Source organism: Pedobacter sp. 22163 (assembly GCF_052045595.1).
GTDB lineage: Bacteria > Bacteroidota > Bacteroidia > Sphingobacteriales > Sphingobacteriaceae > Pedobacter.
Window position 1 is genome coordinate 62,075 of record NZ_JBQEPM010000003.1, and the last position, 25,992, is coordinate 88,066.

21 protein-coding genes are annotated in these 25,992 nt (G+C 38.5%); 13 read left to right on the forward strand and 8 right to left on the reverse strand.

Annotation, left to right across the window (positions count from 1 at the left end; genetic code table 11):
* Positions 1-24 precede the first annotated feature (24 nt).
* The 6 genes from ACTJKN_RS08740 (at position 25) to ACTJKN_RS08765 (ending at position 8,288) form a co-directional block, all read left to right on the forward strand.
* Positions 25-702, forward strand: a complete 678-nt coding sequence (locus ACTJKN_RS08740) for a response regulator transcription factor (RefSeq protein WP_440824147.1) — start codon at positions 25-27, stop codon at positions 700-702.
* Entirely contained in the window at positions 699-1,952 is a 1,254-nt protein-coding gene (locus ACTJKN_RS08745) for a sensor histidine kinase (RefSeq protein WP_440824149.1), read from the forward strand. Before ACTJKN_RS08740 ends, ACTJKN_RS08745 begins: the two co-directional genes overlap by 4 nt.
* Positions 1,953-2,236: 284 nt before the next feature.
* A complete protein-coding gene (locus ACTJKN_RS08750) occupies positions 2,237-3,049 on the forward strand; it encodes a phosphatase PAP2 family protein (RefSeq protein ID WP_440824151.1) in 813 nt (270 codons plus the stop codon).
* A 36-nt stretch (positions 3,050-3,085) separates the two neighbouring features.
* The gene (locus tag ACTJKN_RS08755; RefSeq protein WP_440824153.1) at positions 3,086-4,333 is read left to right on the forward strand and encodes a hypothetical protein; all 1,248 of its coding nucleotides are present in this window, start codon (positions 3,086-3,088) and stop codon (positions 4,331-4,333) included.
* A 2-nt stretch (positions 4,334-4,335) separates the two neighbouring features.
* The gene (locus ACTJKN_RS08760) at positions 4,336-5,262 is read left to right on the forward strand and encodes an efflux RND transporter periplasmic adaptor subunit (RefSeq protein WP_440824155.1); all 927 of its coding nucleotides are present in this window, start codon (positions 4,336-4,338) and stop codon (positions 5,260-5,262) included.
* A 2-nt stretch (positions 5,263-5,264) separates the two neighbouring features.
* Positions 5,265-8,288, forward strand: coding sequence for an efflux RND transporter permease subunit (locus tag ACTJKN_RS08765; RefSeq protein ID WP_440824157.1), 3,024 nt, complete (start codon positions 5,265-5,267; stop codon positions 8,286-8,288).
* Positions 8,289-8,602: 314 nt separating this feature from the next.
* Here the strand turns inward: ACTJKN_RS08765 and ACTJKN_RS08770 are convergent, their stop codons facing one another.
* Positions 8,603-8,959: a hypothetical protein gene (locus ACTJKN_RS08770; protein ID WP_440824159.1), complete on the reverse strand. Its 357-nt coding sequence runs from the start codon at positions 8,957-8,959 to the stop codon at positions 8,603-8,605.
* 264 nt (positions 8,960-9,223) lie between these two features.
* Here ACTJKN_RS08770 and ACTJKN_RS08775 point away from each other — a divergent pair, with 264 nt between their 5' ends.
* From ACTJKN_RS08775 to ACTJKN_RS08785, 3 genes are all read left to right on the forward strand, one after another.
* On the forward strand, positions 9,224-9,562 hold the full coding sequence (locus ACTJKN_RS08775; RefSeq protein WP_440824160.1) for a hypothetical protein: 339 nt from the start codon (positions 9,224-9,226) through the stop codon (positions 9,560-9,562).
* Between the two features lie 88 nt (positions 9,563-9,650).
* Entirely contained in the window at positions 9,651-10,469 is an 819-nt protein-coding gene (locus ACTJKN_RS08780; protein WP_440824162.1) for a hypothetical protein, read from the forward strand.
* Positions 10,470-10,852: 383 nt separating this feature from the next.
* Positions 10,853-11,302, forward strand: coding sequence for a JAB domain-containing protein (locus tag ACTJKN_RS08785; protein ID WP_440824163.1), 450 nt, complete (start codon positions 10,853-10,855; stop codon positions 11,300-11,302).
* A 157-nt stretch (positions 11,303-11,459) separates the two neighbouring features.
* Here the strand turns inward: ACTJKN_RS08785 and ACTJKN_RS08790 are convergent, their stop codons facing one another.
* From ACTJKN_RS08790 to ACTJKN_RS08800, 3 genes are all read right to left on the reverse strand, one after another.
* Positions 11,460-12,206 carry an Imm49 family immunity protein gene (locus ACTJKN_RS08790; RefSeq protein WP_440824165.1) on the reverse strand — a complete coding sequence of 249 codons (747 nt, stop codon included), beginning with the start codon at positions 12,204-12,206 and terminating at the stop codon, positions 11,460-11,462.
* 5 nt (positions 12,207-12,211) lie between these two features.
* Positions 12,212-14,368 carry a hypothetical protein gene (locus tag ACTJKN_RS08795; protein ID WP_440824166.1) on the reverse strand — a complete coding sequence of 719 codons (2,157 nt, stop codon included), beginning with the start codon at positions 14,366-14,368 and terminating at the stop codon, positions 12,212-12,214.
* Positions 14,369-14,769: 401 nt separating this feature from the next.
* Positions 14,770-15,480, reverse strand: coding sequence for a hypothetical protein (locus ACTJKN_RS08800; RefSeq protein WP_440824168.1), 711 nt, complete (start codon positions 15,478-15,480; stop codon positions 14,770-14,772).
* A 568-nt stretch (positions 15,481-16,048) separates the two neighbouring features.
* On the opposite strand from ACTJKN_RS08800, the gene ACTJKN_RS08805 reads away from it, so the two are divergent.
* From ACTJKN_RS08805 to ACTJKN_RS08815, 3 genes are all read left to right on the forward strand, one after another.
* Positions 16,049-16,354 (forward strand): beta-galactosidase, encoded by a 306-nt coding sequence (locus ACTJKN_RS08805; protein WP_440824169.1) that lies wholly within the window; start codon positions 16,049-16,051, stop codon positions 16,352-16,354.
* Positions 16,355-16,482: 128 nt separating this feature from the next.
* Positions 16,483-17,832 (forward strand): Gfo/Idh/MocA family protein, encoded by a 1,350-nt coding sequence (locus tag ACTJKN_RS08810; RefSeq protein ID WP_440824170.1) that lies wholly within the window; start codon positions 16,483-16,485, stop codon positions 17,830-17,832.
* A gap of 115 nt (positions 17,833-17,947) precedes the next feature.
* Complete coding sequence (locus tag ACTJKN_RS08815) at positions 17,948-19,039, forward strand: phosphotransferase enzyme family protein (protein WP_440824172.1); 1,092 nt, start codon at positions 17,948-17,950, stop codon at positions 19,037-19,039.
* Positions 19,040-19,615: 576 nt separating this feature from the next.
* On the opposite strand, the gene ACTJKN_RS08820 is transcribed toward ACTJKN_RS08815, so the two are convergent.
* The 4 genes from ACTJKN_RS08820 to ACTJKN_RS08835 all read right to left on the reverse strand — a co-directional run bounded on the left by ACTJKN_RS08820 (position 19,616) and on the right by ACTJKN_RS08835 (position 23,463).
* Entirely contained in the window at positions 19,616-20,083 is a 468-nt protein-coding gene (locus ACTJKN_RS08820) for a GtrA family protein (RefSeq protein ID WP_440824175.1), read from the reverse strand.
* Positions 20,083-20,772 carry a CDP-alcohol phosphatidyltransferase gene (locus ACTJKN_RS08825; RefSeq protein WP_440824176.1) on the reverse strand — a complete coding sequence of 230 codons (690 nt, stop codon included), beginning with the start codon at positions 20,770-20,772 and terminating at the stop codon, positions 20,083-20,085. The genes ACTJKN_RS08820 and ACTJKN_RS08825 overlap by 1 nt, the downstream gene beginning before the upstream one ends.
* A 158-nt stretch (positions 20,773-20,930) precedes the next feature.
* Positions 20,931-21,737 (reverse strand): phytanoyl-CoA dioxygenase family protein, encoded by an 807-nt coding sequence (locus tag ACTJKN_RS08830; RefSeq protein WP_440824178.1) that lies wholly within the window; start codon positions 21,735-21,737, stop codon positions 20,931-20,933.
* 952 nt (positions 21,738-22,689) lie between these two features.
* Positions 22,690-23,463 (reverse strand): SDR family NAD(P)-dependent oxidoreductase, encoded by a 774-nt coding sequence (locus ACTJKN_RS08835; protein ID WP_440824179.1) that lies wholly within the window; start codon positions 23,461-23,463, stop codon positions 22,690-22,692.
* A gap of 176 nt (positions 23,464-23,639) precedes the next feature.
* Here ACTJKN_RS08835 and ACTJKN_RS08840 point away from each other — a divergent pair, with 176 nt between their 5' ends.
* Positions 23,640-25,991, forward strand: coding sequence for a TonB-dependent receptor (locus ACTJKN_RS08840; protein ID WP_440824181.1), 2,352 nt, complete (start codon positions 23,640-23,642; stop codon positions 25,989-25,991).
* Position 25,992: the final 1 nt, after the last annotated feature.

Below are 25,992 nucleotides of genomic sequence, written 5' to 3' on the forward strand. Positions count from 1 at the left end.
AATTAAATCACAAATTAACAATCAATGAAAATTTTAGTCATTGAAGATGAACAGGCATTATTAGAGAGTATACTTACTTATTTTACAGGAGAGGGTAACATTTGTGAGCATGCTTCCGATTTTGCTTCTGCTTATGAGAAAATATCGCTTTATGGTTACGATTGTATTCTATTAGATTTGGGCTTGCCTGGTGGCGAAGGACTGGAATTATTAACCAAACTTAAACAACTGAAAAAAAGAGATGGTGTACTCATTATTTCTGCGCGCCATTCTTTAGATGACAAACTTGCAGGGCTCGATCTTGGTGCCGATGATTATTTAGTTAAGCCTTTTCATTTATCGGAACTAAAAGCGCGTGTAAGCGCTATTATCCGCAGAAAGAATTTTGATGGTGCCAATATTATTGTTTTCAACGAGATCACTGTAGATGTTTCGGCAATGAAAATTACTGTTAAAGGCAATCAGGTAACACTTACCAAAAAAGAGTTCGATCTGCTGGTGTATTTTCTTTCTAACCGTAATAAAGTCGTCACCAAAAATGCAATGGCTGAGCATCTTTGGGGCGATGAAATGGACTTGTCGGATGATTTCGACTTTATTTATACCCATGTTAAAAATCTCCGTAAAAAATTGCTCGAAGCCGGAGCAGCAGATTACCTTCGTTCAGTTTATGGAATAGGCTATAAATTTGGTGATATATGAAACTCTCCAACCGTTACAACCGGGCAAATATTTTAACATCTATTGTCGTACTCATCATCACTGGGGTTATTTATTATGTTGTAATCCATTTTATTTTAACCGAAAAATTGGATCGCGATTTAGCTGTTGAAGAAAATGAAATTAACCAGTATGTAAACACTTTTCATAAGCTCCCGCTGCCTGCGAGTTATCTTGATCAACAGATATCTTATAAAACACTTAGTGGGGTTATTTCTGAAAGAGAATTTCTAAATACACTTTATTTTAACCCGAAAGAAGGTGAAAACGAACCAGGGAGAAGTCTGATTACGGTTGTACACTTAGCTGGTAAAGCCATTGAGGTAACCATAACCAAATCGAGGGTAGAATCAGAAGACCTTATTAGAATCATTCTTTTAATAACACTCGGAATTACGGTTGTTTTGCTTTTATCCTTATTGCTGATTAACCGATTTGTACTGAACAGGCTTTGGCGTCCTTTTTATTCTATTTTGAATGGAATGAAATCTTTTGAGGTGACGCGAATGGAAACAATTGAGCAAGAACCAACTAAAATTGATGAGTTTAATGAACTTAATAAGTCTGTAAATGCCATGGCCGAAAGGGTACGGCAAGATTATAAGGAACTTAAAAGTTTTACCGATAATGCCTCACACGAAATGATGACTCCATTAGCCGTAATTAATTCTAAATTAGATTCTTTGCTGCAAACAGAGTCGTTTACCGAGCAGCAGGGCGCATTATTGGAAGATATTTATCATGCTACAGGCAGATTATCAAGATTGCATCAATCATTACTGTTGCTGGCCAAAATTGAAAATAACCTGATTCCCGATTTTCAGCATATCGGACTTAAAGAAATAGTAGAGGCAAAGAGTCGCCAGTTTCAGGAGTTATTAGAAAAAGACGGACTGATCCTGACAGAAGATCTTACCCCGGTTGAGGTTAAAATGAGCCGTTATCTGGCGGATATTCTGTTGAACAATCTTTTTAGCAATGCGGTGCGGCATAATGTAAGTGGAGGGTATATTCATATTAAACTTGATCAACAGGCTCTAACCATTTCCAATTCAGGGAAAGCCAGTCATTTACAAACCAAAATCTTCGATCGCTTTTCTAAATCTGTAGATTCTGAAGGCATGGGGCTTGGGTTAGCCATAACCAAACAGATCTGTAACCTTTATGGCTTTCGTATTGATTATCACGAAGAAAGCGGTGAACATGTTTTTACAGTTTATTTTGGTGATTAGCTGCGTCATTGCGAACTGAAGCGCAGGGTTGAGTAAAAGGGTGAAGCAATCTAAATAGCAAATACATTCTGCGTAGATCAGCGCTATCTGCCGGAGGCTTAAGATGAAGTATTTTATCATATTTTTTTATTGCCCGCAGATTTGAGAAGATTTTTTAGGTGTGATGCGTGTTACCTATCACTATCGAATTATCCATTGCTAACATCTGATATAAAATAGTTTCACTCATTCATAACTTCAGAATTTCTCCATAATTCGATTATAGTTTTGACTAAAATTTAACTATGAAAAGGTTTTTAGGCCTGCTGTTGATTCTGGGTAGTTACAGAAGTCAAACTTATGCTGCTGACGTTATTGGATACAGTCAAAATATAGATTCGGTTAAAAATGTTCCTGCAGATTCTATAGGGAGATGGTACACTGGCCATCCGATTCCAAATAGAAAGTTTCAGGCGACGGCATTTATTGCACCCATTTTACTTGCTGGTTATGGTTTTGCCGCCGTTTACGATCATGGTGCATTAAAACAACTTGATGTAAGTACCAAAGAAGAATTACAGGAAGACCATCCTTTATTTGCTGCTCATGTTGATGACTATATCCAATTTGCACCTGCTGCTGCAGTATACGCACTTAATTTGTCGGGTATAAAAGGCAAGCATAACTTATTTGATGCTTCGATGTTATATGTAACCTCCGCTGCAATTATGGGCGTTTCTACCCATTTTGTAAAACAGGGCATTGGTAGAGAGCGACCAAATGGAAATGGAGAAAATTCTTTTCCCTCCGGGCATACTGCATCTGCATTTATGGCGGCTGAATTTCTTCATCAAGAGTATAAAGATGTTAACCCATGGATTGGTTATGCAGGTTATTTTGTCGCCACTGCTACTGGAACACTGCGGATGTATAATAACAAACACTGGTTTAGTGATGTGGTGGCAGGTGCCGGATTTGGGATTGCTTCTACAAAGATATCTTATCTTGTTTATCCATATATCAAGAGCCTTTTTACCACAAAAAAAGATGGCAATTTTACGTTTATGCCCTTCCACCAACAAGGTAGCACGGGTTTAATGCTTTCGGGCAGATTTTAATATTGTTCAATATTTTTTGAGTTGAAATCATCCAAAATGAATATAAAGTTGAAATGCCTGATTCTATGCTTGGTTAGCTTTTGGGCGGCAAGCGCAGCGGCTCAAATCCCTTCAAAAAGTCTCGATTATTATTTAAAACAGGCTGAATTTACAAGTCCGGTACTTAAGGATTTTCAGAACCAACAGCGTTCTGCTGGGATAGATAGTTTGATTGTTCGGGCTACCGGGGGGGCACAGGTTACAGCCAGTTCTGCAGGGATGTATGCGCCAATTGTGCGTGGTTATGGTTACGATGAAGTGCTTACCAATGGGCAGGCGCTAGAAGCACTACTTAATGTGAATTATGATCTGTTGAACAAGAAACGAATCAATAATCAACTCGAGGGCATTAAAATCCAAAGAGATTCCATTAAATATGCCGGGCAATTGTCGCTATATGATTTGCAAAGATCTATTGCCGATCAATATATTCTAGCCTATGCCAGTCAAGAACAGGTAGGTTTTAATCGGGAAGTGGTTAAACTGCTCGAACAAGAAGAAGCACTGCTTAAAAAATTAACCAGAAGCAATATTTACAAGCAATCAGAGTATTTAACTTTCCTGGTTACTTTACAACAACAGCAACTGGTAGTAAAACAGGCAGAACTGCAGTTTAAAAATGACTATGCTACGTTAAACTATTTGGCTGGTATTTCTGATACAACACAGGTTAAGTTAGCCGATCCCCAATTGCAGACCGCCAATACCTCAATGGATCGAGGCTTTTTTAATAAACGTTTTGATATCGACAGTTTAAAAAACAGCAATCAAAAAAACGCGATCAACTTCAACTATAAGCCCAAGCTTGGGGTGTACGCAAATGGAGGTTATAATTCTTCATTTATTTTGCAGCCCTATAAAAATTTTGGTGCAAGTATTGGTTTTACTTTTTCTGTTCCGATTTACGATGGTCATCAGAAAAAAATGCAGTACAATAAACTCAGTCTTTCTGCTAAAACCATATCCGGTTACCGCGATTTTTTTGTCCGCCAGCAACAACAACAGCTAAAGCTGATCCGTCAGCAGATTAACCAGACTGATTTACTCTTTCCAAAAATTAACGAGCAGATCCGCTTTAGCAAGGGTTTGATCGAGGTAGACAGTAAATTGATGCATACTGGCGATTTAAAAGTGGCCGATTTTGTTATTGCAATCAACAACTATATGGCCGCTCAAAATTTATTGCGCCAAACCAATATTAACCGTTTAAAACTGATTAACCAATTTAATTACTGGAACCGATAACCATGAATAGCTATCTAAAATTGATGTACAGTGGTATTGCCACGCTGTTTGTTTTTTCGGGATGTAATCATTCTGCCCCTGCAGAAACCGTAGATGAGCTCTCGCCAATTATCCCAGTTCGGGTGACTACTGTTCGAGATAGTTCTCTTTCAGAATTTGTGGAGCTTTCGGCAGTTTCGGCCTATCTGGAGAAAAGTTTTGTAAAGGCAAATATCAACGGTTATGTAGAAAGTGCCCAGGCTGTTATGGGTAAGCAGGTGGGGAGCCATCAATTGTTGTTTAGTTTAATCACCAAAGAAGCAAAATCGATTGGCAATAGCGTAAACAAGCTCGATGCCGGGTTTAAATTTTCTGGTATCTCCAATATCAGAGCAGATCAAGCCGGAACAATTATTCAGGTAAACCATCAAAAAGGAGATTATGTGCAGGATGGAGAAGCTTTGGCGACCATCAGCAACCGCAATAGTCTTGTTTTTCTGCTCGATCTGCCTTACGAATATAATCAGCTGATCAGTCAGAATAGAAGCTTAGCTATTCTCTTACCGGATGGAACTAAAATGACCGGAACGGTTTCAGGAACAATGCCTGCTGTTGATTCATCAGCACAGACCCAACGTTATATCCTTAAAGTGGGAGCGGGCAAAGATATTCCCGAAGGCTTGATTGCGAAAGTGAGGTTAACGAAAGTAAACCATGCTAAGGCTCAGGTATTGCCAAAATCGGCGGTATTGGCCAACGAAACCGAGGATGAGTTTTGGGTAATGAAACTGATCAACGATTCAACAGCAGTAAAGATAAACGTTAAAAAAGGCATCGAAAACCAAAATATAATTGAAGTGCTCGATCCTAAATTTTCGAAAACCGACCGGATTATCACGGCTGGCAATTATGGAATAGCCGATACCGCCAAAGTTAAAATCCAGAAGTAGCCATGAACAAGTTTTTCATTTCCCATAAAAACCCAATCCTGGCAGTATTGCTCATTATACTGGTTGGCGGAGTATATGCTTTTAGTCAGCTAAAAACAGGGCTTTTTCCAGAAATTACTTTTCCAAAGATCAAGATTATTGCTGATGCAGAACTCCAGCCGGTTGATAAAATGGTGGTTACCGTAACGAGGCCTTTAGAAAATGCGGTAAAACAAGTACCCGATCTTCAATTGGTTAGGAGTACCACCAGTAGGGGTAGTTGCGAGCTTTCTGCATTTATGAACCCCGGTGCCGATATCGATCTGAGTCAGCAGCGCATAGAATCGCAGATTGCCAAAATTAGTGCTTCGCTGCCAGCCGGGGTTAATATTTCGGTAGAGAAGATGAATCCGTCTATCCTTCCGGTAAGTGGATACAGCTTAGAAAGTCACAATTATTCGTCTGTTGAACTTAAAAAAATTGCAACCTATACCGTAAAACCCTTTCTTTCGCAAGTTGATGGCGTTTCGGAGATCCGCGTAATTGGCGGTAAGAGCAAAGAGTACTGGCTGGAGTTAGATGTACAGAAAATGCAGGCGCTGGGTATTACCCCAGATCAGATTAGCAATGCACTCAGCCAAACCAATTTTATTAAATCTAACGGCTACCTCGCCGATCACAATTATCTGTACCTATCAGTAACCGATGCTACTGTAAAAAACAAAAGCGATCTGGAAAATCTGGTGTTGAGCAGAAAGGATAACCGGATTGTCAAGGTAATGGATGTTGCCAGGGTAAATATTCAGCAAAGTGTAGAATATACCCGCATCAATGCGAATGGGAAAGATGGGATTCTCATTGCAGTGATCAAACAACCTAATGCCAATCTGGTCGATCTTTCTAACGAGATGTTTACCAAGGTAGAGCAACTGAAGCGCATTCTACCAGCTGGAGTAAATATCAAGCCTTATTACGTACAGGCCGATTTTGTAAACGAATCGGTAAAAAGTGTACGCGATAGTCTATTAATTGGTTTGGTATTGGCCATTTTGGTGGCTATTGTTTTTCTTAGATCGTTCAAAGCAAGTGTTACCATTTTAATTACCATCCCGGTTACGCTTTGTTTAACCATAATTGTGCTTTATTTTATTGGGTATTCGCTCAATATTATGACCCTTGGTGCCATTGCAGCGGCTATAGGTTTAATTATAGACGACGCTATAGTGGTGGTAGAGCAGATTCATCGCACACATGAAGAACACCCCGAAGAATTGACCATGAGGTTATTGAGCAAGGCGGTGAGTTATCTTTTTCCGGCCATGTTAGGTTCTTCTATCAGTACCATCGTGATATTCGTTCCCTTTGTACTGATGACAGGTGTGGCAGGTTCTTATTTTCAGGTGATGACCAATACCATGATCATTACCCTGGTCTGTTCCTTCTTTGTTACCTGGATTGGTTTACCTGTGATTTATCTTTTGCTTACCCGTAAAGGGGGTAGTCATGCAGCAACCGGCAAAAAAGTAACGGTACATGAGGTTAAATCGCAAAACTGGGTGCGTTATTTTATACAACGACCTTATATCTCGATCATATTTATGCTGGGGCTGATCGCATCGATTATGCTCATTTCTCCACGTTTAGAAACCGGATTTCTGCCCGAAATGGATGAGGGTAGTATTGTTTTGGATTATGCTTCACCTCCAGGTACTTCGCTCGAAGAAACCGACAGGATGCTTAAACAGGTAGAAAAGGAGATTGTAAAAATTCCAGGTGTTCAGGCGTATTCGCGAAGAACGGGAACACAGATGGGCTTTTTTATTACCGAACCAAATACTGGCGATTACCTGATCCAGCTGAAGCATAACAGGACAAAAAGCACAGAAGAAGTGATCTCGGAGATCCGCAAGCATATCGAAAATACACAACCTGCATTGGTAATCGATTTCGGGCAGGTAATTGGTGATATGTTAGGCGATCTAATGAGTTCTACACAACCCATCGAGGTGAAAATTTTTGGCAATGATCAGGAAAAATTGCAGGTTTTATCTAAAAAGGTAGCCGATCTGGTTTCGCATGTAAGTGGTACAGTAGATGTGTTTGATGGTATTGTGCGCTCAGGGCCAACGGTAAATATTCAACCCAATTTTACTATGCTGGCACAATATGGTGTTAGTCCGGTATCCTTTCAATCGCAGCTCCAAACTGCAATGCAGGGAACTTTAATTGGCGATTTATACGATAAACAACAGCTTTCACCTATCCGTATGGTGTACCCGGGAAGCAGGACTTTTAGCGTGGCCGATATCAACAAGCTTAAAATTTTCTTGCCCGATGGATCAGCGGTGCCCATTCAGCAAATGGCAAAGGTTGACCTTAAAGCCGGAATTGCCGAAGTTGCTAGGGAAAACCTGCAAACCATTGGGGTAGTTACTGCAAGGCTCGATAACCGCGATCTTGGTAGTGTAATGAAAGATCTTCAGAAAGCGGTAAATGCCAATGTAAACCTGCCCTCGGGTTACCACATTGAATATGGTGGTGCATATAAAGAACAGCAACAATCGTTCTCCGAACTGCTCACCATTCTTATCGCATCGAGTTTGTTGGTGTTTAGCGTAATTTTATTTCTATTTAAAGATTTTAAAATTGCTTTTCTCATTTTATTGATCTCGGTGCTGGGCATTTCCGGAAGCTATTTAGCCTTGTTTTTAACCCATACACCACTCAATGTAGGCAGTTACACTGGGTTGATTATGATTGTAGGCATTATCGGCGAGAATACCATATTTACCTTTTTACAGTTTAAAGAATCCCTTGCCAAGCAAAGTGTTAATGATGCCATAACCTTTGCTATTTCTACCCGCTTACGGCCAAAATTAATGACTGCACTTGGTGCGATAATCGCCTTAATGCCTTTGGCTTTAGGTATTGGAGCTGGTGCACAATTGCATCAACCATTGGCTATTGCCGTAATTGGCGGTTTTATAGTCGCCATGCCATTATTGCTCATTGCTTTACCAAGTTTGATCAGGGGAATTTATAAATAGTAAAGAGAAGCATAGCCCTCCTAATTTAGGAGGGCTGGGGGCTAGTCTGGAATTAGTTTGTACATTTTTTATTTCATACCTCCGTGGGTGCTGCATCCCCGTTATGCACTCCAATCTTTTTATTGCAAATTTTACGCAACCAGCAGCAAGAATAGGAGGGATTACGCTTAAGCAATAAAAAGGATTTCTGTTGCTACAGGGTTTATTGGTGAATGGGACTGTGGTTCTTGGTTTTATAACCAGCCTTGTTAATAAATTATCAGTAGCCAAAATTTACTTTTAGTATACAATTTTGGCTGCGGATAAATAAATATCTACAGCCAAAATAATGTATTTAGTGTGTGTTTTGGCTGCGGATAAATATAGTTTCTGCTCCAGTAAATTTCCATGATCGGGTGTACGATAATATAAATCGCGGGTGCAATAATATAAAACACGGGTGCGGTAATATAAATCGCGGGTGCAATAATATAAAACACGGGTGCGGTAATATAAATCGCGGGTGCGGTAATATAAATCGCGGGTGCGGTAATATAAATCGCGGGTGCGGTAATATAAATCGCGGGTGTGATAATATAAATTACGGGTGTGATAATATAAATCGCGGGTGCGGTAATATAAATCGCGGGTAGGATAATATAATAATTGGGTCGATTTAATAAACTAGGCATTGATCTAGTCTTTTCTTGGTCATTACACTTAATAGGAGTGTTGAAAATAAGCATTTTAATTGCTAATATTTTTAGTATTTTTGTTGTGGCCAGATGTTGTGAAATTAGAAACACGTGGTTGTACTACATAAACTAAAATTATATGAAAGAGTTATTCGAACTTATAAAACGCTATTTATTGAAGGAGGCTGCAACTTTAAATCAAATTAAAGACAAACCAAAGGACCGTAAGAAGAAGTAAGAATCTATATTTATTCTAGTAAAATGAAGCCTAAAGAACTTATAAGAAAAAGCGAGTTGGAGCAGAAGTGGGAGAGCTATAAGTATGAAGAGCCAGTTAAACCATTAGTGACGTATTTTACGATATACCAAGCTGCAAAAGCTGCTAAACATTGGATATACGACCCTGAAATTAAACGTTGGCAAACCCCTGAAGAGTTTTTGGAACTCGAAAAGCGAATTAGTGGCGGTGAACCTAAGCGATTGGAGCGTTTGCAGATTAAAGACCCTGTAGAGGGAATTAACGCAGCTTATGAGCAGTTGCAGTCGTTAAAGGATAGGATGGAAGTGTTTGTGAAGAAAGTGATTGAATATTATAGGTAATGATAGCATTTTATAGTGTATTTGTATTTCTGGTATTTTTTATCATTATTTGGTGTAAATTCAAAATATACTCTCAATGCAAGTTCCAATGGATAATACTTTTCTAGAAAACATGGCCAAATTATGGTGGTTATTTGCTGCTGGTTGTTTGTCGCTAATTGCTTATATCACCTTAGAAAGATTTAAAACAAGGATATCTATATTTACATCTACAATTTTATTTAATAGTGTTGGAACATCTTTAAAGGACAATGTTTTTGGAGACATTAAGGTTACACATAACGACAGAAATATTAACCACCTAAACTTTATAGAAATCATTATCGCAAACCCCAGTAACAGTGACTTTGAGAATGTGAATCTCTTAATTTGGGTTGATCATAGAAGTCAAATATTAGGTTGGACAGCGAACTATCAAGATAGTGGGATTGCATTTAATTTAGAAAAAGAATTTATAGCAAGATCAAACTCTTTTGATGCAGATCTTAAGGCATTTAGGGACGAACATCCATCTGAAGATCTGTCGCAGTACTTAATGCAAGAGCTAATGTTTACACAGGCTAATAAAACTTTTAACCTGCCTGTTTTTAATAGGAAAACAAGTATTAAGCTTAACTTACTTGTTGAGAATTTTGATGGCAATATACCAAAAGTAAGTTTTGACATATTACACAAATCGATTAAAGTTATACCAGCACAAGACGATGCAAAAACCAACTCGAAAACAGGATTAGCGATGATTATTTACGGTTATGTACTCCTAACCATATTTTGCATTTATATCTTTAATAAACAAGAATTTACAAACCTTGATAAGATTTTACTTACAATCCTCGCATTCCTGCACCTATGGGTCGGTCTGCTGATTTATAAAGTTATCGGATATGTAAAAAGCATTTTGAGGTAAATGAACTTTTAATACAACAATAATAACTTGTTGAAAATCATTTCGATTCATAGTAATTATCTTTATTCTACGAATAAGTATGATTTTTACAAAATATAAGGAGAACCGCAACTCCAAACTGACGATAATGATAATGGTAAAAATTGCTGCTGTCAGAACTCGTTTAAATCACTAATAAATGTTGCCAGATATAAGGTATATCCTATAATAAAGGTCATCAATTATTAATTATTTTTCTTACTTTTATAGTGCGAACACAGTTGGAGAAATCCAATTAATAATTTTCTTAAACAATATCCTAGGCATACCGGTGAAAGTCCGGCAACTCATCGGTTTTCCGACTGTGTTCGCGGTGACCTGGGCTTTTATTTAAATTTTTCAAAATGCGAACACAGAAAAATCAAATTGCTTTAACGGAGCTTAAGTTCAGTTATCAAGCGCTCAAGCGGCCTTTAGATGTAAGTAAGGCTAAGTTTTCTTTTAAACTTTTAAAACGTATAAGCGGTAAACCATTACCCAATTACGAAAACGAATGTTACGTGTTATTTGTAAACGAAAAACGGCATGTTTTTTCTTGGTACAAATTGCAAGATTTTGGGATAGTGGGTAACTATATACAACAAATAGTAGGTTTAGCACTAGCGTGTAATGCTTATGGCATAGTCATTTTGAAATACAATGACGAGAGACCTCTTTTTATAGATTCTGTTAATGAACTCTTTGTAAGCACTTGTTTTGATGCCTGCGAAAAAATGAAGATTGATATTATAGATTATATAATTTGTAACCCGAAAACATATTTGAGTTATAGAAAACAATGCCTTAAAGATTAAAAATATCAAAGGCTGCCTAGATTATCGTGGCAGCCTTTTTAAGGTTTTTGATTTCACTACTTTCTTATTGCTTTTTGACTGAACTTCATCTGTAGAATAAGAATCGATTCTAGCTAAAGCATCATGTCATGTTAGGTAGTTTTTGTATATATTTCTTTTATTCAAACTCCTTTAAAAAAGCATATTTGTCTTCATACTTATCCAAAGGCTTATAAGGCAAGAGTTCTTTAGGTACTAGTGGGTGATCTATTTGCACCTTGATTCCCTTCAACCAAGCCAGTTTTGTGTAGCCAAGTGCTGGTATTGAAATATAGTCTTGTGAAATGCCCACATGTTTGTTCCGCTTTTTGTGGTCTTTAAGCAAAAGTTGTATTGCTTCTAAAACCATTTGTTCATCGCGATTAAGTACTCCTTTAAAAAACATCAGGTCAGGGATGTTGATTTTCCCTTTTTGGGTCGAGGTAATACGTTCGTAGGTGGCAATGTCATCCCTTAAACTGTCCCAATCTTCCTTTACAATATTCTGCATGGCGTGTGTTAGACTTCCGCTTTTTATGGTATGATCGTACCAAGGGTGGCTTAAGCTGGCATAGCGTTGGATAAACTCTGCATTGTCACACAATAGAGCATAGGAAACGTGATTAACACCATAATCTAGGATTCTAGCATCATATCTTTTGATTAGATATTCATCTATACGGGCGCAGATATAAAAATGTTCTTTGGCTTTTCTAATATCTTTTTCTAAGAAGAAAGCATTCAATGCGAATGTTTCATTATAATACCAAAGCATATCTTTGTCGCTTTTTGACTGAACTTCCTCTGTATAATCGGAATTGATTCTATCTAAAGCTTCACGCTCCTTTCCAATAGTTTTCCTAAATATTTCTTCAAGTGACAACATAAGATTTAATAGCTAGCTAATTTTAAAACTACTATTTCTTTTGTAGCTTTATCTACTCCTGTTACAGTTTTTGTTATCTTACTTTTATTAGCCTCAAGAACCGAAGCTAATGTAGATAGATTTCCACCCTGATTCTCAAGTTTTGTAATCATGTTGTTTATCCAAGCGTCACTCATTTGGGCTGGCAATAAAGTATTATCATTTCTAGGATTCAATTTAATATTGCCGGTAGTTTTAATCGGTTTCGCTTCGTTGATAATAATTTCCTGCACATTGCCGGAAGCATCCTTTTTAATATAAACACCATCGAAGCCGTTATTGCTCCCAATCTTGGCATCATGCTTAACAAATCCGTTGGTTTCAAAGATATCATCACATAAGGCTTCAGTTTTGGAGCCAAGGTCATCACCATTCAGTACAATATCATCGATTTTGGTCTTTAGACTTTGGAGCGTAGGTGCAATCCTTTGGCCTGCCTGATCGATCAACTGTCTACTGAGGTTTGTAAGTGTATTATCAGCAGGCTTTACTGCTTTCAAAGCCCTAAGAGCTGAATGTGAAAACGTATTTGCAGCAATCTTTATAAACCTGAACGTTCCCTTGGTTGTTTTAAATGCCTTAAAGGCGATTCCGGAAATAGCATGCCCTATTGGCTTGGCACTAATAGCAACCTTCACCCACTTTCCTCCCGTTGAGACCCAGCCCCAAACAGGTACTGCGGAGCCTACGCTCAAAGCAGCGTCTAGTTTGTTCCCTTCAAGATAGTATATTGCCCCATTTGCCAAATCTGCTGGTTCACCTATAACCGGAACTAAGCCCCCTATATCCAAAGCAAAATGGATATGGCCGCTCATAATGTTCCAGTACGCCGTTGTAGCAAGTCTGAATTTGGACCATTGGGGATGTAATACCTTTAGCGCTTGGTATTCTGTAAAAACCTCTAAAGAAGTTTGTCCTGGAAACCATGGGTTTGCGTGTTCGCTAAATTCCAACTCACCCTCTATCAAATCAGTTAAGGCTGCGTCGCTTTCAAACGCCTGGCTAACCTCTCCGAAAGTAATCATCCTTCCTAGTTCATCACTATATACCTGAGTTAAAGGATCTATTGGTGGTTCTATATCACCAGGCTCGGTGATTGGAGGACAGTTTTCACATGTTGGCTCTGGGATGCAGGGAGGTAGCGTTGTTGTTCCATCAGGGTAAGTTACCTGAGGCCCATTCGTACAGTTTTCGGGCGGATAATCGCCAGGAGGATTGGTACTACCACCTCCACTTCCGTTTCCTCCTGGTGTACCTCCATTCCCTCCAGTGTTACCTCCATTCCCCCCAGTGTTACCTCCATTCCCACCGCCCCGAACTGGCAGAGGGGGACAGCTTTCGCATTCTGGTTCTTCCATACAAAAATGGTTGACACAGTGGTCACAATAATCGCAGTTATCCGGATTCCATTGCCCTACACCTACATAGCCGCTCGGCCAGGCAGCACTACAGTTACATTTAGTTGGTACTGGCCATATGAGGCAACCATCAGTTATCGGCGCATAATTTCCTCCGCCCATCAAAGTGCCCTTTACGGCACTAAACTTGTTGTTCTGAAGTACTTTGGTTACACCATAGCTATAATTTTTCAGAATCTTACCGTTCCAGTCTTTTACAACAATTCTTCCTTCAAAACTGTTCCTATTACCCTTAAGCCAGTTCAATGTAGGTTTTAGGCTTATCCATTCCGCATGTACACTCTGTAAGCTGTCCTTGTACATCAGAAGATAGTTAAGGCTAGAATAGGGAACATATTCCTTTGTGCTTTCATCAACAATCTTACGGGCATTTCCAAAATCAATCGGAATTTTTACCGCGGTACCCGTTGAAATTAATTTTTGATAAGCGTTATCCCACAGTGGCTGTTTATTGTAAAGGATATCTTCAATTTTCAGCATTTCAGTTCCTCCCACTACATTGGGTGTACCCATCAGTTTTTTTGATTTTGACAGCTGCTTTAGGTTTGCATCAAAATATTGCCTGGCTTCGGCAAAAGATAGAGCGTTTTTTAAGATAGGTGAATTAGGCTGTAACAGATCCTTTTTACAGCTTTGTGCCAAGAATAGGCAAAGTACAATTAGGCAAGCCATTGCTCTGCCTTTAATGAGAGTTAATTTGTTCATCGCTAATTTAAATTTTTAATAGTGAGAGGGATGATATTGCAAACATAAAGCAATAGGATTGTTACTTAAAGTCAGCTGATTAAATTTTACACCAAAATTATTGTCATACCATTCTTAAGCTTTTATCAATGATTCAAACCGGTTTTTTTACATGTAATATAATATCTAAAGTAAATATGCTGGGTTCAGGATCATAATTGAAAATGATTAAATGGAACTAATGTATAATAATAGACTGCTAAATTATTTACTTAAAAGGGGCTGTCCGAAAAGGTCGAACAGCCCCTTTTTTATTCGGGTACCTAATGGAAAAATTTTTCGTACTACGATTCTCAGAGTTAGATTTTCCTTTTTGGGTACCCTCTTAATCAAACAATTATAGGAAGGTATTAGAGCTATACTTACAACTTCATTCTTGTAAAGGTTAGCGCTAGAATATGTTTACGCTGAGGGTGATCAATATTTAAAGATGCCTTAATATAACTTTTAACACCTAATACAGTATCGATCAAGCCGATTTGTTCTGTATGAAAGATATTAAATCGGTTCCTACGTGCATCATCAACTGGTGTCTTAGCAATCGCAACAGCTGTTATATTGCTCTCCATACTCGCTAGTAGGGTTTGGAAAGAGACTATACTGATATCCTCTTGAGTAGGTTCGTAAACTTTACTCGTGGTTAGCACATCAATGTATTGTTTGAGATTCTCCACTCTATTGTCGTATGACACCCTCGATTTAGACGGGCCGGCGGCACCATCAGTAGATATACTATTTTTCCCAATACCTCTTAAACGATCAGCAAGTGTTTTAGCTGTTTGTAGCTCGGCGGGATTATCCATAGCTGCCTTTAAATAATTATAACTTCTGGTAATTAATGCATTTAAAGATTTGAAGATGAATTCTTGTTCATCGACAGCTTTACTGTAAACGGGCAAAACCAAACTTAGAGCACGGGTAGCATCGTCTGCATTTTTCGATAAGAGTTCTAAGGCTTCTACTGAGAGTTTGGGCTTGGGTGGATTATAGTCATCCCCAAGGGTTTTTAAACGGATAATTAAATCTTTTAAATTGGCTGCTTTTTTTGCATAGCCACTTTCTGAGTTCGCCATAAGCTTTTCAAATTTAGGTAGGTTTTTAGTTAATTGTAAGAGAATATTAAGTTTAAAATCATCCTCTATAAATGTAGTAGACAAAACTTTGCCTAAATTTTCTCATTTGGGAATCTTAAAACAGAAAGCAAAAATGCCTACTATCAAATTTTCGATTGAAACCCTTTCAAATGGTTCAAAAACCCTGATTTAAGCTTTAATGCTTAGGTGAAAAATAACTTCTGCGACATTATATGTGTGTGAATAAAACTGTAGAGGTTTTTGCCGTATTCCCCATTTCGCACGGCCTTTGTGGAATTACTTCCTCATATTTTTATTATTTCTACATTAAGGCTTTTGTTAAAATGTAAAGCTTAATTACCATTTGCCTTGGCAATGGGCAATTGTTGTAAAGCCACTGCAGTACTGCTTAAATAAGCGAAGTAAATAGATCATTTGTTTTGGGCTTAAATAATTGGTAACGCAAAAATTAGTCAATCGTTTGCGCTGTTATTTATGTTGTAATGCTCATTTGCTTGTTCTACTTTTAAAGAATACAAAGCAACAAAACCGTAAAGAACCAGTACGAATGCGTAGCCGTTTGCTTACAAAAACACTTGTTTCAGGGCTGTTAATAACCTTAGCTATTAATAGCAGGGGCCAAAAAGAAAACACCTTTGCAAGAGGTGCCGAATCTTTTGAGCTTAATGGCAAGCCATATGCAATACGCTGTAGTGAAATACATTTTGCCCGTATGCCAAAAGCCGGGTGGAAACAACGTTTGCAAATGGCCAAAGCAAGGGGTTTAAATACGGTTTGTGCTTACTTATTTGGAACATGCAAGAAAAACAGCCCGATCAGTAACCTGGGCCAAAAAATTTTTAAAAGCGTTTAGGCTTGTTAATGCGCTGTAAGTGAGAGGAATTTGGTGCGAAAAAGTGCGAAAGAATAGCTAGTAAAACGTTTGTTCAGTATTAACCGGATTAATTAAAAAAACTAAACAATAAATATTAAATAACACAAATGGAACGTAGAGATTTTATCAAAAATGGTGCATTTACGGCTGCTGGTTTAACCATCCTGCCAACCGGAAGTTTATTTGCATCATCAGACAGTGGAAAAGTAAGAGTAGGCTATATCGGTGTGGGTGCACGTGGTATGAGCCATATTTCTGAGGGGGCCTTAAGAGACGATGTAGAAATTGTTGCAATTTGCGATACCCAGGAAAGTTCACTTAAAATCTGTCGTAATTTTATTGCGAAAAAAGGTAGACCAGCAGCAACAGAATATACCGGCGGCTTAGATGCTTATAAAAAACTTTTAGACCGTAAAGATATTGATGCTGTAATTATAGCAACACCATGGCAGTTTCACCGCGACCAGGCAGTTGATGCCATGAAAGCCGGAAAGTATGTAGGTTGCGAGGTAATTGCAGGTTTAAGTGTGCAAGATCACTGGGATATTGTAAACACTTCAGAAAAAACAGGCATGCCTTACATGACCTTAGAGAACGTTTGTTACCGTAGAGATGTAATGGCGGCTTTAAACATGGTTAGACAGGGCCTTTTTGGCGAATTGGTGCACCTTGAAGGTGGCTACCAACATAACTTAAGAAACGTACTTTTTAACAACGGTAAAGATTATTATGGCGGTGGGGTAGAGTTTGGGCCAAAAGCATTGAGCGAGGCACAATGGCGTACGCAGTTCAACATCGATCAGGATGGCGATTTATATCCAACCCACGGTGTTGGCCCTTTAATGCAATATGCTAACATTAATAGAGGAAACAGTTTCACCAGCCTGGTATCTTTCAGTTCTAAAGCCAGAGGTTTGGCTGCTTACGTAGAAGAGCTTTCTCCTGGCCATCCTAATGCTAAAATTAACTATAAAAATGGTGATGTTACCACTACGATGATCAACTGTGCAAACGGCGAAACGGTATTGTTAAGTCACGATACGCACTTGCCCAGGCCATATTCTATCGGTTTCAGGGTGCAGGGAACAAAAGGTCTTTGGATGGATGTAAACAAATCGGTGCACATTGAGCATAAATCGAAAGATCATGCCTGGGATAAAGCTGACGAATGGTTTGCTAAATACGATCACCCACTTTGGAAAAAGTATGAAGCAGAAGCTGTAGGCGCCGGTCACGGCGGTATGGATTGGTTTGTATTTAATGGATTTATCCAGGCGGTAAAACAGAAGAAACAAACACCTATTGATGTATATGATTCAGTTACAATGAGTGTAATTATGCCACTTTCTACCAAATCGTTAAAAGAAGGAAATATGCCACAAAAATTCCCTGATTTTACAAAAGGAAAATGGAAAGATCGCAAAAATACTTTCGCTTTAGACGATAGCGGCTTTTAGTCTCGTTTGCGGGTAATGCTTATGGCTTACCCGCATAATTTAACAAGCAACTTTATGCAGGTTGATCAAATGGTTTGCCTGAAACAATTTTTATTCAAATATATATTAACATCTTATGTTTCAAGCAGTTTTAGGTGCTTATGGACTTAACGCAGAAAAATTTAAAATTGAACCTTTCGGCTCGGGCTTAATTAACCATACCTGGAAAGTTTACGATGAGGCACTAGCCTATATCTTGCAGGAGGTAAATACGGAGGTTTTTCGCCAGCCTCAAAATATTGCTCAAAATATTGAGACAATAAAAAAATATCTTGATCAAACAGCCCCTAAATATTTATTTGTTGCCCCAATTACGGCTACAAATGGAGATGATTTTGTGGTAATTGACGATCATTTTTACAGGATTTTTCCATTTGTGGAAAATTCTTGCTCTGTTGATTTCGTACAGGAGCCTGAGCAGGCTTATCACGCTGCTAAGCAGTTTGGTAAATTTACCAGGATGCTTTGTGCCTTCAACGTACAAAAATTAAAACCTACTATCGAAGATTTTCATAACCTGCCTTTACGTGTAGAGCAGTTTAAAAAAGCTTTAGAACAAGCTAGCGACCATAGGATTAGTAAGGCAAAGTTTGCTATAAAAGAGATTATCAGACATTACGATATAGAAGAGCAGTACGTGCACATGGTAGATAGTGCTGCGCTTAATTTACGTGTTGTACACCACGATACCAAAATTAGCAATGTACTGTTACAGACCGAAACTGGGGTAGGCTTGTGTGTAATCGATTTGGATACCGTAATGCCCGGATACTTTATCAGTGATGTGGGCGATATGATGCGTACTTATCTCTCAGAAGCCAATGAAGAGGAAAAGGATTTTAGTAAAATAGCCATCAGAGAAGATGTTTTTGCCGCAATACATAAAGGCTACATGGAAGAAATGGACCAGGTTTTGGCCTTTACCGAAAAACAGTTCTTTATTTATTCGGGTAAATTTATGATTTACATGCAAGCGGTAAGGTTTATAGCCGATTTCTTAAACGGCGATATTTACTATAAAACAAATTATCCTGAGCACAACTTGGTGAGGGGGTTAAATCAGATCGATTTATTGAATAAGTACATTGCCAAAGAATCGAAATTTGAAGAGATTATTAAGAAAATTAATAAAAGTAGAGTAAGCGACTCTAAAACAATATTCAACTAATAAGGTAAAGGTAAGGTGTTCGGTTTTTATGCTTCATCGTTTGGGCTGGACATCCTTTTTACCTTTAGTAAGCGCCAATGGTATGATGTAATAAGTGGTCATCTTTCCAGCGCAAATCTATCATGTGGACACATCTTTTAATAATAGTTTTAGGCGTTTTGCTAGCTTCCTTTAATAAACCACTTCTTATACCGAAGAACGCCGTCAATCCCAAGTGGCTGGAAATCAAAAAAACAGGTGCAGAAAAGAACAAATAGTACTTCCAAGCCTTAAACGCAGTGGTTTTGTGTTCATTCGCGTTGAATTAAAGCTTTTAAGGGTATTGAACACAAAACAAAGTGCTGCTGTTTTTTTGATAAGCGTGGGTGGTGAGAAGCCACCTTGCCGGATTGACAAAGCGTTTTGGGTACTTTGGCGCTCCAAAGTACAATGCCTCCGCGGCATAGAGCGGAAGAAATAATATCAAACTAATTGCTCAAAATAGCTTTATTTTAACAAATAAAGCGCAAACGTTTGTTAATGTATTTGGGTAGAGAAAATTATGCTACAAATTACAGAAAGGCTAAATGGAAGTCATTAAACTCTTTGTTGCTGGCCAATTATTTCACAATAATCTTCTTCATCAGCTTCAGAAGCGCTTAGTTGATTGGTTTTAAATACCCAATACTTCATTAACGGATAATTAAAACCATAAGAAACAACACTATCAATTAGGAGCCTGCCCAGTTTATAATCCAGATTTAAACTTCGGTGCAATAAGTATGTACCTGCTGATTTTAATGAGATGCTGCCCAAAACCACGGTAAAAAAGCGGATTAGCTGTCCGCTTGTAGAGCTGCAATAACCATCGTTACTTTTAAATGCCCAGAAACGGTTAATGCAAAAGTTAACAATCCCACCCATGGTGCCAGAAATCAAGATCGAAATGGTAAAATGAATATGCAACCATTCGGTTAGTAATATCATTAACCCATAATCGGTAACACCACCAGAAAAGGCAGATACCTGCGCTTTGAGGAAAAGTTTAACAGATGCCCAGGTCATTATTTCTTCTCCTCCTCATCTTTAGCGTCGCCCGCTTTTAAAAGTTTAAATGTATCGATAATATTGATCACCAATAACAGCGACACCATAGCAATTGCGAAATAAGTAATGGCACCTGTAAATAAGGTTTCGGCAATTAAGATAAGCGAAATAATTACGCGTAATTCCGTCGGACCTAAATAGCCGGAATCGATCTGATAAAAGCCTGTAATTTTATAGCGCAGTTGAGAAATAATCATAGACCAACCGTACAATACCACAAAAAGAAATGCGAAAATCTGTGTGCCGCCATCCGCGTAATAATAATAGCCCAAACCGATCAGAATAATGCTGAGCCAATCCATCACAATATCGAGTGCAAAGCCATACCACTTACGGGGGATTTTGCGAAAATACGCCAATCGGCCATCGAGCGAATCACCAAGCCAGTTGATCATAAAACCTAAAATTCCGATCAACAAATAACTTTTTGCATAAAAACCAGCCAGAATAAAGCTTGAAAAAACAATCAGCGATCCAAACATGCCAATCCCAGTCATCACATTGGGCGTAATCCACTTAGGGACTCTTTGAAGCAAAAAAAGGATCAGCCCTTGTTCGCCTTTTCTTAAAATATTTGTCCTTTCACGGTCTGCAAATACCCTTTTGCCATCTAAATGGCCTTCTTTTAGTTTAATAATAGCCTCCAATTTAAGTGCCAGCCAAAATTACGCCAAAGAGAATGGCTGTTTCTGGCCGGTAAAATTTTAAACTGATCTTCTTCGGAATACCTTTAGAATAATCAGTTATTCGTTTTAACTTCCCCGATCTAACCAGGTAAGTAAACAATAGGGCAAATAACATAAATTTATTTTACAATTCCGGCGAAGCGCTGATAAAATACTGTTGGACTATTCTCATTTTTTGGGGCATATTTGCCAGCGATGATAGGTACGTAAATTACACGCCTCCTGCTTTCCTCACCACGTATGGCCGATTCTGCTACCCTGTGCCACAGTCTTCCATCGTGAATGGTTAAATCTCCTGCTTCGGGTAATATCGATACCTCTTCGGCATCTGGTTTATTATCAAGGAAATATTTTTTGCGAAAGAGCATCTGGTAAATACTTTGTTTATGCGTGCCAGGGATAATTTTTAATCCACCATTTTCAGGCTTTAAGGTACTCAAGTGGATGCCTACATTCAGCATCGGGTTTAGTTTAGCACCATAAAAAATATCCCTTAAACCATCCGTATGCCAGCCCATTTTACTGAATTTGCTTTTTGGTCCGTTAATGTAGTGGTTAAACACCATGCCGTCTTTTTCTTCGGTACCTAAACGCGCTCCATCGCCAGCCAATTGAAGCAATGCGTTAAAACGTGGATCTAATAGGAGACCACTTAGCGTTTGATGCTGTTGGTTAATAAAGGCAAAACGTTGTACAATCGCTGAACCATCAAGATCTTTTCCGTATTTAATTGGCACGCCGTTTATTTTTTTAATATCTTCCTGTATCCATTTTTGTTCTACTTGTTTAGAAGCATCGATAATGGAAGAAACCGTTTCGGGTTTGATGAAATTTTTGAAATGGATAAACCCATTTGTGTTAAAAAAATCAAGCTGTTCTTGCGTTAATTTTTCAAATAAGGTAAAGGTTGGATACGAAGTGGCCATGTGTAAAAATTTAAAAGATTTAAGGAAAAAGGATAAATTGGAGATAGCGTTATGCGCAGCAACAGCACATTCGCATTGGCGAGTGGTTCGGTACTGAAGGAAAATAAAACATGTTTGTTTTATTTGACATAGTCTATAGAATTAGTAGTATTTAATACAAACGTAACATATTTTTAATATTCCAAAGAATTTTATTTGAATTTTTTTAAATATTTTTTTCTGATATCCGTGGTGTTAGGTGTTACCATCTGACACTCAGCTTTATTTTCGGGCGTGCAATCGGATAGGAATGTGTAAATAAAGACTACTGGAGCCGTTTTTATCATAATTTTATCCGTGGTTGGATGTTCCATCCGACACTCATACATCGACAATAATAATCCATGAAAATGAGGTGTGCGATCAGTCAGATAGTAACATCTAACTGCACAGCCTAGAGGTGTTGGATGTTACCATCCGACACTCAGCTTTATTTTAAATGAACTAGATCTTTTATTATTGGAGCGCAATTGCAGTAATCAGAGGTTACTTTGTTCCCATGTTTCGCTTTACGCTTTCCTGAAAGTTCGGGATACCTCCTTGCTGCAGGGTAACGCTGCACCCGCGGCTAGATGGCCTAAACAGTATTTCATTTTGAGGGTTGCATAGTGTACCCACCTTTGTTCCTAAACCCGAATGTAATGAAAAGCCCGTAAACGAGGAACGAGTGCGGACTTGGAATGGAATGCGGGACTGAAGCTGCCAAGCATGCAGAACTGCTCATTTTCAAATCAATTTACAAGCTATGCCTATTTATCCGTGGTGTCGGATGTTACCATCCGATACACATAAACCAATCATGATAATTCGTAAAAACAAACTATACGATCAGTCAGATGGTAACATCCGACTGCAGAGCCATGAGCTTATATGCCGTTACGCCCCAGACTTCGAACCTCCGACCCCAGACCTTTTAAGTCTTATAAATTCCTGCGGCCATTTTTTCGATAAATCCCTTTGGCAAGATCCTATTGGCATAAACACTGATGATATTGGTGAAACCCGGAATAATTTCAGATTTTTTGGCAAACATTCCTTTCAATGCGATTTCAGCTACCTCAACAGGCCTCATATTAAACTTTTCGGCCATTTTATTAAAGGCGTCCAGTCCTGCCCGGTGGGCAAAACCTGTATCAACAGGGCCTGGGCTCAAACAGCTTACCGAAACTGGACCATCTTTAAGCTCGAACCTCAAAGCCCTTGTAAAAGATAAAATAAAAGCTTTGGTTGCCGAATAAATAGCCAGGGTTGGTACCGCCTGGTAAGCTGCAGTACTGCAAACGTTAAGTATATAAGCCTTTTTTTCTGTTGAAAGGATTGGAAGCAATAAATGGCATAATGAAGTTACCGTAATCATGTTTAATTGACACATTTCTAACTGGGCACTTAAATCCAGTTCTTCAAATTTCCCCCACAATCCATAACCTGCATTATTAATCAGGATATTAATGCCGTAATTCTTTTCTGTTATCCAATTGTATACTGCTTTTGGGGCTTGAGCCTGGCTAAGATCAATTGATAAGATATCTACTTCAACATTATATTGGTTTTTAATCTCCGTTTGTAATGCAATCAATTCGTTAGCTGAACGTGCAATAAGCAACAAGTTGATTTTTCTCCTGGCCAGCGCAATGGCCATAGATTTTCCTATGCCTTTACTGGCTCCGGTTATCAGTGCGTACTTCATCTTTGTTTCCAACATTTTTTACTTCAAACGGTTTAACGCAAATATCAAATAAATTAAATCTTATGCCTTATTTATTTTAAAATGATGAATGATTAAACACCAAATAGATATCTTTTTTGAGTTATTATTTTTAACAAGTCTAAATAATGCTAGCTTTGCCGAAATTTAGATATTGCATGAAACACCATTACATAAAATTTTTCGCCACTGCGCTTATCATATTATCTACAGTTACCCTCTTTGCACAAACAGGGAGGGGAACACTTAGTGGAAAAGTTGTCGACTCGTTAGGGAACAGCATACCCTTTGCCAACATACAGGTTAAAAAGCAAAATCTTAAAACCACTTCAGGCAAAACCGGTGCATTTAAGTTAACGGATATTCCTGCAGGAAATCAGCAGGTCAGGGTTTCGATTACAGGTTATGATCAATTGGAACAGGCCGTATCGGTTACTGCAAATGATACCACTCAGGTAACTTTTGTTTTAAAGGAGCAGCACTCAGAATTAAATGATGTGATTGTTTCGGCAAGTAGACGACCTGAATCTTTGTCGCAAACACCTTCTTCGGTAACGGTGCTTACAGCAAAGGAATTGAATACACAATCTGCAATCAGTCCGAATTTAGCTAATATCCTTTCATACAGCGTACCCGGATTGGGTTTTTCTACCAATCAAACAGGTAACTCTGGCCAGACTTTGCGCGGTAGAAATGTTTTGGTATTAATTGATGGTATTCCGCAATCTACTCCGTTAAGGGCAGGCGGAAGGGATATCCGCAGTATCGATCCTTCGGTTATAGAGCGTGTTGAAGTGATTAAAGGTGCCACCGCCATTTATGGTAATGGCGCAGAAGGCGGTTTGATTAATTACATTACTAAAAAAGCCGATAAAGGAAAATCATTCGGAGGTTATTCTCAAGCCGGAATTACAGGAAACTTAAAAGGGGATAGCACCATAGGCTACCGCTTTTCGCAACAGCTTTACGGCAAAACAGGTAAGTTCGATTATCTGGTAAGTGGTATGTTCGAAAAAACCGGCGTTTTCCGCGATGCTGAAGGCTTGGTAATTTCACCTGAGTATGGTTTAGGTGAGACTAAATCTTACAATGGCTTTGTAAAACTGGGGTATAACTTTACTCCAAAACAGCGTTTGCAGGTGATGTATAATTATTTTAGCTCCAGGCAGCATTCTAAATATTTAACCAAGGAAGGTGTTTATGGTCAATCGCCGGCTATTGGCATTTATGGAACAAGATTGGGTGAAGATGAAGGAACAAGATTTAACCATAATGCTAATTTACAATATACCAATCAGCAGATTTTCGGTAAAACAGATTTAACGGCCAATGTATATTATCAGGACTTTTATACCATTTATTCTAATTCAGCGTCATTTTTCGGGAGTGGCCAATCGGCTATTACTTCAACAAAAAAGGGGGCAAGGCTAAACCTGAATACACCTTTTAACATTGCAGATCGGGTACCAATGCAATTGAACTATGGTTTGGATTTAATGAACGATAAAACTGCTCAAAGCTTAACCGATGGCCGTTTATGGGTACCTAATATGAATATGGTAAATTTTGCACCTTACTTACAGGCTTCTGCAACTTTCATTAATGATTTAACCATAAAAGGAGGTTTAAGGGTAGAAAATATTAACATTGACGTAGACGATTTTAATACCCTGGCTACCGGTGCAAATGGTGCAGGAAGTATAGCGGTGCAGGGCGGTAAATTAAATTATAATGCTTTGGTGTTTAATGCTGGCGCACGTTATTCGAAATTCAAGTTTTTTAACCCTTTTATCAGTTATGCACAGTCGTTCTCGGTGTTTGAGCTGGGTAGGGTGTTAAGGGCAGCAAAAAGCAATACCTTATCGCAGTTAGAAACTAAACCAATCATTGTAAACAATTACGAAGCTGGTTTTAGCAGTACCGTAGGTAAACTGAATTTCAGCGCTGCTTATTATTACAGCACGTCTAAACTGGGTGCCAATCTTTTAGAGGTTAATGGAACTTACATCTCGCAACGTATTCCAGAGCGTGTATATGGATTTGAAATCCAGGCTGATTATCAGGTTCTACGCGACTTGAGCATCGGTGGTAATTACGCACAGGTAGAAGGAAAAGGCGATGTAGATGATGATGGCAATTTTAACGGAGAGAAAGATGTATATTTAAACACAACCCGTATCCCGCCATCAAAAACCACCGTTTACCTTAAATATTCAGGCATTAAAAACTTAAGTTTAGATGTAAACTGGATGCGTGTAGGAAATCGCGACCGCTTTAAAACCAATGCGGCAGGTAAATATTTAATTGGCGAAGGTCCGGTAAAAGCATTCAACTTATTTAATGTTGCAGCAGTATACCAGGTTACGGAACCTTTAAAACTATCGTTAGGTGTAGAGAATTTATTGAATAAAGTTTATTATCCTGCCATTTCTCAGTTTTATGGTAGCAATGTGAATTATGTAAGAGGGAATGGGCGCCGATTTAACCTATCATTAGGCTACGCTTTTTAGA